This is a genomic window from Aliiglaciecola lipolytica (genome assembly GCF_018860635.1).
Lineage (GTDB): Bacteria > Pseudomonadota > Gammaproteobacteria > Enterobacterales > Alteromonadaceae > Aliiglaciecola > Aliiglaciecola lipolytica_A.
In genome coordinates this window covers 28838-42460 of sequence record NZ_JAHKPT010000029.1, presented here as the reverse complement: position 1 = coordinate 42460, position 13623 = coordinate 28838, and the positions used below count along the sequence as shown (strand labels likewise).

15 protein-coding genes are annotated in these 13623 nt (G+C 41.1%); 2 read left to right on the top strand and 13 right to left on the bottom strand.

The window, feature by feature from the left end; translation table 11 throughout:
* Positions 1–39 precede the first annotated feature (39 nt).
* Positions 40–585: a hypothetical protein gene (locus tag KO530_RS16325; protein ID WP_216049524.1), complete on the top strand. Its 546-nt coding sequence runs from the start codon at positions 40–42 to the stop codon at positions 583–585.
* A gap of 37 nt (positions 586–622) precedes the next feature.
* On the top strand, positions 623–1018 hold the full coding sequence (locus KO530_RS16320; RefSeq protein WP_252729330.1) for a DUF3718 domain-containing protein: 396 nt from the start codon (positions 623–625) through the stop codon (positions 1016–1018).
* On the opposite strand, the gene KO530_RS16315 is transcribed toward KO530_RS16320, so the two are convergent.
* From KO530_RS16315 to KO530_RS16255, 13 genes are all read right to left on the bottom strand, one after another.
* The gene (locus KO530_RS16315) at positions 1015–1974 is read right to left on the bottom strand and encodes a hypothetical protein (protein WP_216049523.1); all 960 of its coding nucleotides are present in this window, start codon (positions 1972–1974) and stop codon (positions 1015–1017) included. The genes KO530_RS16320 and KO530_RS16315 overlap by 4 nt on opposite strands.
* 105 nt (positions 1975–2079) lie before the next feature.
* Positions 2080–3054 (bottom strand): NADPH:quinone oxidoreductase family protein, encoded by a 975-nt coding sequence (locus KO530_RS16310; protein WP_216049522.1) that lies wholly within the window; start codon positions 3052–3054, stop codon positions 2080–2082.
* On the bottom strand, positions 3051–4094 hold the full coding sequence (locus KO530_RS16305; RefSeq protein WP_436792306.1) for a phosphotransferase: 1044 nt from the start codon (positions 4092–4094) through the stop codon (positions 3051–3053). The genes KO530_RS16310 and KO530_RS16305 overlap by 4 nt, the downstream gene beginning before the upstream one ends.
* Before the next feature lie 60 nt (positions 4095–4154).
* Positions 4155–5381, bottom strand: coding sequence for an acyl-CoA dehydrogenase family protein (locus KO530_RS16300; protein ID WP_216049521.1), 1227 nt, complete (start codon positions 5379–5381; stop codon positions 4155–4157).
* A gap of 430 nt (positions 5382–5811) precedes the next feature.
* Positions 5812–6231, bottom strand: coding sequence for an arsenate reductase family protein (locus tag KO530_RS16295; RefSeq protein ID WP_216049520.1), 420 nt, complete (start codon positions 6229–6231; stop codon positions 5812–5814).
* 74 nt (positions 6232–6305) lie between these two features.
* Positions 6306–6542 carry a thioredoxin family protein gene (locus tag KO530_RS16290; RefSeq protein WP_216049519.1) on the bottom strand — a complete coding sequence of 79 codons (237 nt, stop codon included), beginning with the start codon at positions 6540–6542 and terminating at the stop codon, positions 6306–6308.
* Positions 6543–6550: 8 nt separating this feature from the next.
* A complete protein-coding gene (locus KO530_RS16285) occupies positions 6551–7552 on the bottom strand; it encodes a permease (RefSeq protein WP_216049518.1) in 1002 nt (333 codons plus the stop codon).
* Positions 7553–7570: 18 nt separating this feature from the next.
* Entirely contained in the window at positions 7571–8590 is a 1020-nt protein-coding gene (arsB, locus tag KO530_RS16280) for an ACR3 family arsenite efflux transporter (RefSeq protein ID WP_216049517.1), read from the bottom strand.
* Positions 8591–8604: 14 nt separating this feature from the next.
* Entirely contained in the window at positions 8605–9321 is a 717-nt protein-coding gene (gene arsH, locus KO530_RS16275; protein WP_216049516.1) for an arsenical resistance protein ArsH, read from the bottom strand.
* 2 nt (positions 9322–9323) lie between these two features.
* Positions 9324–9794: an arsenate reductase ArsC gene (locus tag KO530_RS16270; protein ID WP_216049515.1), complete on the bottom strand. Its 471-nt coding sequence runs from the start codon at positions 9792–9794 to the stop codon at positions 9324–9326.
* A gap of 13 nt (positions 9795–9807) precedes the next feature.
* Positions 9808–10143 (bottom strand): metalloregulator ArsR/SmtB family transcription factor, encoded by a 336-nt coding sequence (locus KO530_RS16265; RefSeq protein WP_216049514.1) that lies wholly within the window; start codon positions 10141–10143, stop codon positions 9808–9810.
* A 163-nt stretch (positions 10144–10306) separates the two neighbouring features.
* A complete protein-coding gene (locus tag KO530_RS16260; RefSeq protein WP_216049513.1) occupies positions 10307–10927 on the bottom strand; it encodes a hypothetical protein in 621 nt (206 codons plus the stop codon).
* Positions 10928–11163: 236 nt separating this feature from the next.
* Positions 11164–13524, bottom strand: a complete 2361-nt coding sequence (locus KO530_RS16255) for a zinc-dependent metalloprotease (RefSeq protein ID WP_216049545.1) — start codon at positions 13522–13524, stop codon at positions 11164–11166.
* Positions 13525–13623: the final 99 nt, after the last annotated feature.

The window sequence follows — 13623 nt, the reverse complement described above, 5'->3', positions numbered from 1 at the left end:
CTATTAACCGTTTTTTATTCGTTAAAGGCCTTTCCCAGAATGAAAGTATTTACAGTCTCCTTCCTGCTCGTGATTTTTTCATGGTCAGCGAATGCTTCGATCATAGGCACACAAGTCGCTTGTGACATAGAACCTTCAATTTTGTGGGAATGTGATAACAGAATTTCAGTTGCTCAAGAGAACAATAGCGAATTTAATATCCTGTTGATGGGTAACGCGTACTTCAGTGTTAATTTTGAAAGCGACTCATTACTGATCAGTAATCTTCAGAGCAATTTACAGTTGAGAGCAAACGAATTACTGAGCTTTTCTTTGCTGCCTAACCTGTTCTCTGCAAGTGATTTTGATCTCATTACCGCGGTGGTGGGATTTGATGCGTCAGACATTGATTTTGACGGTGAACTCCTAGCGTTTAATTTACATAATACTCGTTGGTCATCGCAAGATTACATATTATTGAACTTCACTAACAATGCAGCAGCAGTGTCAAATGCACCGACTGTTTTACTGTTTTTAATTGGTGTGATAGCGCTTAGAAGTCGCTTACGCACAAGGCAAAAGAGTCTGCTACGTAAAACCACCTAAAACAGCATTCTAAAATTGAAAAAGGGAGAATTCAAATTTGCCAAAAATACTATTTTTTTTGATGTCTATTTTTCTGGCAAATATCGTTTTTGCCACCAAGGCAAAGGCTGATATCAATTCAACTTTGATGAATATATGCACTATCGTGGTTTCCGATGATTCATCAGACTTACGAAATAAAATCGAGGAAGTTAACAAACATTACCGACTAAAGCTGCGACATTATTATAATAGTATTAGTTGTGATGGGCAGAGTTTAATTAGAGCAGCCATAATCAATGATGCCTACCAAACGGCTGAGCTATTAATCAAAAAATTACCAAAATTGAATTTACGTTTGCCAGAATCCGATGGTAAAACATTACAACAATGGATCGATGACAAAAATTTGAGTGACTCCCCCATTGCGATCACTTTATCAAACAAAATCTAAGCGCTATCTTGCAAGTTTTTTAACGTTTCTAAAACCATTTGAGTCGCTTGGGCTTTTTTAAGATCATGCACCCTCGGATATTCTTCTTCTAGCATAGCCAACACCGACATCATGCCCCAATGATAGCCAGAAGATAACACTAAATAGGCAAAATCATTGTGTTTATTTTGCGCTTTTATATCGCTAATTTGAGGTGATAACTTGGATACTTCGTTGCCATAAAGTTCTACGTTTTCAAACTTATTTACTTCAAAAAATAACGATTGATAAGCATCGGTCTGCTGATAGGCGTGACTGTAAACTAATGCATCAAATTGTACATATTGTTGATTAAGCAAAATTTGGAATGCTTTATCACCATTTCGAGCATGCGCTTGTAACCCATTCAGGCTTTTCAATAAAGGCGTATTAAACGAGCGCCAAGCTACTGAGTTACGATATCCTAGGTAAGGGCTATTCAGCCCCCCTACTTTGCCATCACACAACTCTTCACGTATGCCTGGCGATAGGTCGTCGGCGAGTTCAATCTGGCGGGCGTAGCCTTTCGCGTAACTAATACTAAATAGACGATAAGCAAGTTGTGAAACGTCGGTCAAAACATCTTGTTGTTGTTCGGCCGTAAATAAATTTTCCTGTTCGGCTAGCGTCTTCATCGCCTCGGTAAAAATCGGTTGATTGCGATTATAGGAGTTATCGAGGGTACTGTGGTCTATATCTGCAGAGCACGAATAAGCGATTAAGAGCGCATTCCAATCGGCTAGATTGGTTGCTCTCACATGCACCATAGCTGTAAAAAGATTAGCATGTACAAACTGCTCAGCATCATTGAATAACTGATTGTGCTCATCGAGCTCTTGTAATTCGGCTTGGGTCAAGACTCTTTTAGCCGAGCAACCAGTGAGTAATATAATCACTGATAGCAATAAAACCAGAAATTGACGCACAGATGTATACATGAATAAATGAGGCCTCAAAGAAATGAGGCCGCAGTGTATTATTTCACTTGCAGGGATTCAAGTATGATGTTTAATCACTTTCCCTGGCTGCCATAGTTAAAACTTCTATGGGCGTAGCGCCATTTTACCTTTAACTTCGCGCCCTAGTACTTTATTAAGTGCTTCGTGCGCTCGTTCCAATGGCAAAGTCTCATCAACAATAACTTTGACCTTTCCTTGTAAGTACCAGCTAAGTAGCTCTTTCATGTTGTCTTGGAAATCCTTGGGTTGGTGCTGGGTAAACGATCCCCAAAATACGCCAACCACTGAATATCCTTTCACCAGGGCTAGATTCACCGGAAATTCAGGGATAGTGCCACCAGCAAAACCAACTACCAGCAAACGACCATTCCAACCCATGCTTCTTGAACATGCGTGGAAGGTATCCCCACCAACACATTCATAAACCACGTCAGCGCCTTTTCCGCCAGTTGCTTCTTTGAGTGCGGTTTTAAGGTCTTTTTCGGTGTAGTTAATCAGAATGTCTGCACCATTTTGTTTAGCGATATCCAGCTTTTCTTGCGTTGAACAAACGGCAATGACTTTAGCTCCCATCGCTTTGCCTATTTGCACAGCAGCCAAGCCCGTACCTCCAGCGGCACCAGTAACAACTAAGGTTTCACCAGGCTGAATATTGGCTCGCTGTTTCAAAGCATGATGAGCAGTAGCGTGAGCTGTTACTAAAGCGGCACCTTCTTCGTCAGGAATTTCGTCAGGTAAAGGTAAAACATGAGTAGCAGGAACAGCCACTTTTTCAGCATAACCACCTAAGGTGCACAGCGCGATAACGCGGCTCCCCACTTTTAGATGTGAGACTCCCTCACCGATTTCACTGATCACCCCTGCAACTTCGCCACCGGGAATAAATGGAAAGTCAGGTTTGCTCTGATACAGCCCCTGAACTAATAATCCATCTGGAAAGTTCACCCCAGATGCCTTGATATCAACAATAACCTGTCCCTTTCCAGCTTTTGGATCAGGTACATCTTGATAACTTAATTTTTCTACGCTGGCGAATTCCTTACATACTATTGCTTTCATTGATGTTCCTCGATTAATTCTACTGCCATTTTGGCCAACGGCGGCACCATAGCCCCTACTTTGCTGGCTTGTTCATTTGACGCGTTACCTTCTAATGCCCGCTTGGCGACACCTTGTGCTATCGCAGCTAACCGGAAAAAGCTAAAGGCGAGATAGAAAGGCCAATTATCAATTTTTGCTAAGCCTGCACGTTGACAATACCAACTGACAAATTCTTCCTCGCTAGGAATCCCCAAAGCTTGCCTATCAACGCCTCCCAAACCACTGGAATGGCCGATGTGTGCAGGTAAACGTAATTGCATACATTGATAAGCTAAATCAGCCAAGGGGTGTCCTAGGGTGGATAATTCCCAGTCCAAGACGGCAATGATCTGCGCCGATGTTTTCGAAAACATTAAGTTATCTAGACGATAGTCGCCATGCACTAAAGACACTTTTCCATCATCGGCTGGGATATTTTGCTGCAACCAACTAATCAGCTTATCCATATCGGGTATGCTATCTATTTCGGATAATTTGTATTGCTTAGACCAGCGACTGAGTTGCCTATCAAAGTAATTTCCAGGTTTACCGTAATCACTAAGGCCAACACTGTCCACGTCTACGGCATGCAAATCAGCCAACACTTGGCTCATTTGCTGATACATAGCATTACGTTTTTCGTTACTGTTAATCTCAGGCAGGGCACTATTCCAGTAGACTGCCCCGTCAACATACTCCATCACATAAAACATACTGCCAATGATGCTAGTGTCTTCGCACAGGTGATAAACCTTGGCAACAGGCACCTTAGTATCTTGCAGTGCGTAAATTACTCTAAACTCGCGATCTACAGCGTGCGCTGATTTGAGTAATTTCCCCGGCGGTTGCCGTCTTAAGACATAATTAGCATCCCCAGCCGTAATCTTGAATGTGGGATTAGATTGCCCGCCGCTAAATTTCTCAGCACTAAACGCACCCGTAAAATCTGTTACGTGAGTGCGGAAGTAAGCCTCTAACGCTTTCATATCAAGTTGCTTCACTGGATCTGGTTTTGTCACTTTAACCTCGATAAATAATCTAAATTACAAACTATTAGGTAAATAAAAACGACCTAAACGCTATTTTTTTGATGTACCAACGTGATCTTTAATTAAGTTACGTCCCAATTGCATCATATGCACCTGATCAGGCCCGTCAGCAAGTTTGATTGTTCGCGCATAGGCGTAAATAGCTGAGAGTACAAAGTCTTGACTGGTACCTGCTGCGCCATGCATTTGAATCGATTGATCGATAACGCGACAAGCCATGTTAGGCGCAACGATTTTGATCGCAGCAATGATATCTCGTGATACTTTGTTACCGTAACGATCCATTTTGTCAGCCGCTTTTAAAGTAAGCAATCTGGCCTGCTCGATGTCACAGTGCATTTGTGCAATAGATTCTCTAACGGATTGTTGCTTGCTCAGAGGCTGACCAAAGGCAATGCGCTCTTCTACTCTTTCACAGGCTAAATCTAGTGCCCGTTGAGCGCAGCCAATTAAACGCATACAGTGGTGGATTCTGCCTGGCCCTAAGCGCCCTTGTGCAATGGCAAAGCCTTCACCTTCACCAACTAATAAGTTGCTTGCTGGCACTCGTACATTTTCAAACAGCACTTCGGCATGCCCAATAGGCTCATCATAAAAACCCATGGCTTTCATCGGACGCACAACGGTTACACCGGCAGTGTCCATCGGCACCAATATTTGCGATTGCTGTCTGTGACGTTCCGCTGTGGTATCAGTTTTACCCATAACCACCATGATTTTACAGTTAGTGTTCATAGCGCCACTGGTATACCACTTACGACCGTTAATCACATACTCATCACCATCGCGGACTATCGATGTTTCAATATTCGTAGCATCACTAGATGCAACAGCAGGTTCAGTCATTGCAAATGCGCTGCGAATTTCGCCATTAAGCAAAGGCTCTAACCACTGTTTTTTATGAGCCTCACTACCATACTTAGACAATACTTCCATATTGCCGGTATCAGGAGCACTACAGTTAAAAACTTCAGGACTCCACAACACGCGTCCCATAGCTTCGCATAAAGGGGCATACTCTAAATTGGTTAAACCCGCACCGTAAGGTAAATATTCTTCAGGTAAAAACAAATTCCACAAATTCGCAGCCTTAGCTTTTTCTTTTAACTCGTGCATTAATGCAGGAGTCGTCCAACGCTGTGGATTATTTTCAACAAGCTCTATGTATTCTTGCTCTATGGGATAGATATTTTCGTCCATAAACTGGTTAAGACGGTCAAGTAAAGCTTGGGTTTTTGGAGAGTAATCAAAGTGCATGAAATGTATCCTCTGTTTTAGAATACAAAAATAGTAGAGTGATTAGTTGTATAAGTTTAATTAATTATTCGAATACTTTTGTATTAGTAATAGATATAAGCTGAATCTAATTTTAAACACCCTATCCTTAAGCACTGATTTTATTGGGTTGTAGAGCATGACAAAATATTCATTAAAGGTAAAATCAATAACAAATAATTTACATTTTATCTAAAATTAGCTTTTCGGCTTACGGCAGATTGACACATCTGCCTACTTTATGACCACATTCAAATATGGCGCGCTTAAAATAGAAGGGAATATATGAGGGGAAGTAAAAAGCAGATTACTATTTTTACAGGTTAATCTCCCCCGCTTAATAACAGTCATTGCTTAGGTATTTCAGCCATTATTACAATGCTAAATTAAGTACACCTTAAGTACTTTAAAATTAACATAGCCGTTTATTATTTTCATCGAGGATCTGTTGACCATCTTCTTTATAGTAAGGTCCTGCAGGCCAATTTTCTAGTAGCGCTAGGACTGCTTCACTCGGGCGACATAACTTAACGCCTTTTGGACTGCACACTATTGGACGATTTACTAATACTGGGAACTTCAGCATGGCCGCTAAAATTGTCTCATCAGCTACACTTTCATCGAATAAGCCAAGTTCTTTAGCTGGCGATTTACTCGTTCTTAAGGCTTCACGGGGAGTTAAATTGGCTGCAGCGAACAACCCCAACAATTGACTGTTTGTCCACCCTTGGGTTAGATAATCAATAATGATAGGTTGATATCCTGCATCCTCAATGATCTTAAGCACATTCCTCGAGGTTCCGCATTCTGGCTTGTGATATATAACTATCATATTAATCCTTAGAATTGAAAACTCAAAACCTGAGTGAATTGAGTTTACGTAAAACATTCGTTTATGCGAAAACGCTACTCGGCGAGCCACTCTTTAACTTGAGCACTGTTGGGAATTGAACCAGAGTGAACTAACTCCTCTTCCATCACGACCGCTGGCGTACTCATTACACCGTAAGCCATAATCACCCGAGGATCGGTTTCTTTTGTGACATCAATCGCCACATTTAACTCTTTTGCGTACTTTTCAAATAACTCTGCAGTTTTAATACATTTAGAACAACCCGTACCTAATACTTTTATATGTTTCATAAATCACCTCACAATAAAAAAGAAAATGCGTTAAATATCCAACCCACAATAGAAAATGATACTAACAACATCATAAAAACAATCGCCAATAAGCGCCATTGCATCACTTGTTTAAGCAAAATAAATTCAGGAAAGCTCGCAGCAACCGTACTCATACAAAAGGCCAGTGTTGTGCCTATCGGTAAGCCATTAACAATCAAACTCTCCATAATGGGTATAACGCCAGTCGCATTTGAATACAGCGGAATCCCTAATAATACGGCCGCTGGAACAGACCACCACTGGCCATTTCCAAGATGTTGTTCAATCCAACCATCTGGCACAAAACCATGCAGTGCAGCACCTAGACCAACACCTATTATTACCCATTTCCACACTCGACCAAATATTTCGAGGGCTTCATCTTTAGCGAATTGATGCCTTTGTGAGAAGGGGATTTTAGTGGGTGCTGACGTTACCGTTGAATTCACAGAAGTGGGTTTATTTTGCCCCTTGTGGAGAGCTTCAGCGGCAAAGGATTGTAACCAGCGCTCGGCTTTAATACTGTCTAAAAAGAAGCCTCCAACAATCCCAACGGTTATGCCAGTCACAACGTAAATTAAGGTAAACTTCCAACCAAGCAAACTCATCAACAACAATACCGCAACTTCATTCACCAATGGCGAGGTCAGCAGAAAAGCCATCGTAATCCCGACTGGAATGCCGGCAGAGGTAAAACCAAGAAATACCGGGATACTTGAACAAGAACAAAACGGTGTTATCGCACCAAAAGCTGAACCAAGCACGTAACCCACGCCTTTATTCTTACCAGCAAGGTAATCCCTCACACGCTCAACTTTCATTGAAGCGCGTAACAACGCAATGACGTAAATCATGACAATCAATAAAACGAATATCTTACTAACGTCCTCAACAAAAAAATGAACTGCGTCACCCAACTTTGACTCGGGGGTCAACTTCAATAAAGAATAGGCTATCCAATCAGCTAGTTGAGTGAACACGGCGAACATTTTTCATCCTCCAAACGGTTATTCTGTAAACCAATGACGAGTTCGATTCGCAAACCAAACTAATGACAACATAACGGGTACCTCTACCAGCACACCAACGACAGTTGCTAAAGCAGCCCCTGAATGTAAACCAAACAACGAAATTGCAACCGCAACAGCCAGTTCAAAAAAGTTTGAGGTACCTATCATACAAGCTGGTGCCGCGACGTTATGGGGCATCTTCATTTTCTTTGCAATAAAATAAGCAATCGCAAAAATACCGTAAGTTTGAATCAACAGCGGAATCGCAATTAATACGATAGCTTCGGGTTTCGCCAAAATCGTTTCCGACTGAAAAGCAAATAACAAAGTCACTGTGGCTAACAAGCCAATGATCGACCAAGGTTTCATCGTTGCAAGAAACTGTTCTAATTTAGAATGGTCATCTGATTTATCTAATTTTTTACGGGTAATCGCCCCAGCAACTAGAGGAATTAATACATACAAAACAACCGATAGAAACAGGGTATCCCAAGGAACTGTAATATCCGTTACACCCAACAATAATCCGGCAATAGGCGCAAATGCGAATATCATAATAATGTCGTTTAAAGAGACCTGCACCAAAGTATAATTAGCGTCACCTTTGATCAGTTGACTCCAAACAAACACCATCGCGGTACAAGGAGCCACACCGAGTAAGATCATGCCTGCGATATATTCCGTTGCGGTTTGAGGATCGACCCAATCGGCGAATATTCCTTTAAGGAACAACCAGCCTAAAAATGCCATAGAAAAAGGCTTAATTAACCAATTGACCACAAGCGTAAGTACTAATCCTTTTGGTTTTTTCCCTACATCTTTAATTGATGAAAAGTCAATTTGTACCATCATTGGATAAATCATTAGCCAAATTAACACGGCAATAACAATATTGACATGGGCATACTCAAAACTTGCAATCACCGCAAATGCATCCGGTGCGATACTGCCAGCGAAAATACCCACGATTATAGCCAGACCAACCCAAACAGATAAGAAACGCTCAAACAATCCCATGTTGTTTTCTCCTTTTATATTGAACGTTGATTTACTCGCTGGCTTAATTGCTCAGCAGATTCAACACGTTCAGAATAGCGATCAACAAAATAATCTTTATTGTTACGTAGCAATAAGGTGAACTTCATTAGCTCTTCCATCACATCGACAATTCGATTGTAATAGGCGGAAGGCTTCATTCGATCGTTTTCATCAAACTCCAAATACGCTTTAGCCACGCTTGATTGATTAGGAATCGTCACCATGCGCATCCAGCGGCCTAAAACCCGTAGCTGATTAACCACATTGAACGATTGCGAGCCTCCACATACTTGCATCACCGCGAGGGTCTTACCTTGGGTAGGACGGACACCGCCAATATTCAATGGCACCCAATCAATTTGGCTTTTAAAGATGCTAGTCATAGAGCCATGACGCTCTGGAGAACACCATACCTGCCCCTCTGACCACATCATAAGTTCACGCAATTCTTTAACCTTGGGATGATGTTCATCTTCAGTATCTGTTTGCGGTAAACCCTCAGGATTAAATATTTTCACATCGGCACCGAAATGAATCAGTAAACGTGCACATTCTTCTACAACCAATCGACTAAATGCTCGCTTACGCATCGATCCATGTAAAAGTAAAATACGCGGTGCGTGTTCTAACGGTTCGGCAATGCATTTTTCAAATGTAGGTTTATCTAAACTCTGCTCTTCAATATTCGCTAATGACATGTCCCGTAGCATATTTAGTGTGCTCCTAATTCAGCTAAGGCAACTTTCAATTGGTCTGGATTAAGATCCTTTTTGGCCAATATTTGCAATTGCTTAACCCGAGCGGTGATTTCTTCAATGCAATGTTTAAAAGAGGCGGCTATCTCTTGTTCCGTGCCTTGCACCTTTGACGGGTCAGTCAGTCCCCAATGCACTTTCAGAGAATTCCCAAACCACAAGGGGCAAGCTTCACCGGCGGCTGAATCACAGACAGTGACCACCACATCGGCATCAAATTGTTCAAAATCATCCCAAGATTGACTCTTGAGTCCCTGCACCGAAATTCCAGCTTCTTGCAGATATTTGATAGATAAAGGGTGTACCTGCCCTGCTGGTTGACTGCCAGCACTTTGAGCCACAATCACATCACCTGCTAACTGATTAGTGATTGCTTCTGAGAGAATACTTCTACATCGATTATGAGTACAAATATATAAAATTTTCATCGTTGAACCCCGGTTAACAACAGTTATATTGAGCATTAGGAGAAGCTTTAAGTCGTTTAAAAGCCGCTTCGAAATAGGATTGGTTATGAAAAGTAGATTCTGTGATCACTTTGTTTACCCAGTCGGGTAATTCTGGATGAAGACGGTAATACACCCACTTCCCTCTTCTTTCATCCTGCAAAATGCAACATTTACGCAGCTCAGCTAAGTGACGGGAAACTTTAGGTTGATCGAGGCAAAGTGCCTCCATGAGATCACATACACACAACTCGCCAGACTCAGCTATCAACATTAAGGATTTAAGTCGAGTATCGTCAGAAAGACATTTAAAAACTTGTAAAGGACTCATAAACACATTCGATTATTCACATATGCGATTAATCATATATGTTAAATTTCACATGTCAAATATTATATAGGTGAGTGATGTAATAAATGTCGCAGGAGTCGCCACTGTTATTAAAATTAATTTTTAAACGGCATAAATTAGGTCGCAATTTTAGCGGTTTAATTTATCCCCTATTAATCTTAATGTTACCTTTGCTTGATAGGTATATTTTGATGCCTAAAATGGTTAATAGAAGTAATAAAATGAGACCCGAAAATCCCAAAATTTGATTGAATTCTTTAAACGGAGTCCATTGTAAATAGTGAATTTTATACAGGGTGTTTATTAACTTGGTGTCACCACCACTTTGACTTAAGGTTAAGCGATTCCAATTAAGATTCACTTCAACCCCAGTGTTTGTTTTTGCTTTATAACCGTCACTCGACACTACATTTCCATAACGTTGTGGATTATGCAAAACAGCATCATTTACCAGCGTATGAAATTCAGATTGTTCGGAAAGCGTTTTAGGTAGATAGGAAACTGGATCTAGATGCTCAAATCCCTGTGCTGTTTTGACCAGTAAATGATGTCCTAGTATCGTCTTAACAACTCTTGCTTCTATCCAATTAGTTGAATTTGGGATGACAAATGATTGCTCCAATGGGTAAGTTTTAATCGCTAACTGTTCATATGCATCTTGATAACCTGGCTTTATAAAAAATATGAGCCCCGTAATTACCCAACCAATCATAGGTAAAACTAATAGCAACCCTAGGACTTTATGCACTCTTCTACTTTTCATTTAAAACACAACCCAAGCACACACCACATGTGACAAAATTTAAATTAAAGGGATTAATCAATGCTCGTTTAGCAAAGATAGCAAAAGTCATTTTACCATCACTTTGACAATTATGACGGCTAAGTACATGAAAAATAAAAATTACTGAGTATCAATTTGTGTAACGTCAAAAAATTCAGGATAACCATAAAAAAGCCGGCAATAGCCGGCTTATACAGTAAATATAAAATAAGTATTTAGATTGGCGAACCTGGAGGAAGCGGTTTCACTTCAAAGTTACCTTTCCAGTCACCTGTTGCCATAAACCAGTCTAACTGTTTAGCCATTACTTTATTTTGGCCATAACGAGAGTTCTTTTTCAACCAACTATGTAAGTCCATCAAGCCAGCTAATAAAGCCCCTTGAGCTTCTGGTGCGATATCTTCAGCTTGCATAGCTTGAATGACACTATTGAGCACTACATAATCTACCCGTTGTTTAACATCAGCAGCAAATTTACTCGGCTTTTGTTGTAAAGTAGCCGCGAATAATTTTTCTAATAAAACAGGGATTGTTAGTTGATCACGACTATTAATAGGACGCGCAGCGAGACGGTTTAATCTCTCAGCTGTTAGCATTAAGCTCAAGGTATAACCCGCTCCTGATTCTGCGGCACTGATAGGATCAAAACTCAAACCATTACGACCATTGAAGCTTTCACGGGTATTAGACTCGCCAAGGCTTTTAGGTGTAATCAAAGAACTAATGTTCTCAGGTATATGTAAAAACTTCGGCGAAAGCGTTTCGATCATGGCATCTAACGCGGCCATCTGCTTGCTTTGTTCAACAAACGACACACCCTTGGGCTGACTATAATCGCCTTTACTTTCGTAAGCGTAGTTTAAACCACCAATAAGTTTAGCCACTGCATCCAATTGATAACGATGCAAGTAATAAACAGGTACTAAGGTTTCTTGCAATGAAGCTAAAGTTGTACCTTCTGGAATAGAATTAATCCCAAATTGTGATAATGCAACTTTACGCACCTCGATCAGATTGTGCAGCTCTTCTACCGGATCTTTACCGTTATCCCATAAGTGACCAATTGGGCTAATGGCGTGACTAGGTCTGGCATCACGATCGCTGATATAGAGCAAACCTGAAGTGAGCGCGGTTTGAATCGTATTTTGTAAATAATCGGCTTCATCAGCATTATCTGGCAAATCTTGATAACCGTAAGCGATCACATGGTCATCCCATTTTCCCATACCTACTGCGTACGCATCGGAAATATCAACTTTGCCATCTTTTACCGTCACAGTAGGATGAGGATAATCCATTACCGACTCGCGACCATAGGCACTGGCTGCGAAGTTATGAGCAATACCTAGCGTATGGCCAACTTCATGGGCAGATAATTGTCTGATTCTGGCTAACGCCATTTCTTTTTGCGCTTCAATGCTGCTATCGCTTTGTTTAAACGGACTGGTTAAACCTAAGGCGATAAGATAATCCTGACGGACGCGCAAAGAACCAAGGGTAACCTGCCCCTTTATAATCTCACCCGTACGTGGATCACGCACTGACATTCCGTAAGACCATCCGCGTGTTGCTCTGTGCACCCAGTTAATGACGTTGTATCTTACGTCCATTGGATCCGCGTCTTCAGGTAACATTTTCACTTGAAACGCGTTTTTATAACCTATTTTAGTAAAGGCTTGATCCCACCACATAGCACCTTCATACAAGGCACTTCTGACCGGCTCTGGCACACCTGGATCTAAATAATAGATAATAGGCTCAACTGCTTCACTTACTGCTGCTTTTGGATCTTTCTTAAACAAACGGTGGCGAGTTATTAAGCTTTGTTCCATCGATGCTTCGATAGGAACTGAATAATCCTGATAGGTCATCTTGTTAAAACCGGAATTAGGGCTGAATGCCCGCGGTTTATAATTATCATCAGGTAATCTGATCAAAGAATGATGTAAATGCACAGTAACACTATCTGGAGAAGGGGTTACTTGCTGCAAGTATTTGCCTGGATTGGTGCCACCAAAAGTGACTAATGATTCCATTTCGGTATTATCAACAAAGGATTTTGTGCGCGGCATATACACTGCACTGCGCTTCGAGTCGACTTTGAAGCTGCCCTGCTTAGCACGAGTTAGGCGCTGGGAAATACCATGGATATCAGACAAAAGGAAATCAGTATAATCGACTAAAACGGCGCCATCTTGCTGTGCAACAACCGTAAAACCAGCAATGACAGAGTCAGCAAAAGCCTCATCGATACTAGCAGCCTCGGCAGCATTATCGGTTGTAGAACGAAACATGGTATTTAACTGTTTTAGCAAAACTTTATCGCCAAAGCGCTCAAAAACCACTAAACGAGTTTTACCAAGCTGGAGTCTGTCTAGGCCGATATCATTCGAGCCTATGCCTTGTGGCAAACTACTTTGGAACAATACTTGTTGCCCAAAGTTTTCAATTTGTAAATACAACTTCCCACTATCTTGTTCATAATAGACGGTGTAAAACCCCTCCTTTGATTGCATTCCACTGGTAAAGTCATTTATCGACTTACTCTGGGAAAACGCAACTGATGAAAATAACATCAAGCAAATAACTACGTATTTTTTCACACCTGTCTCCTAAATTTTTAGTTTATTACCTGATAGAAATAAGCCCAATCCATGCTTAAAACATGAGGATAT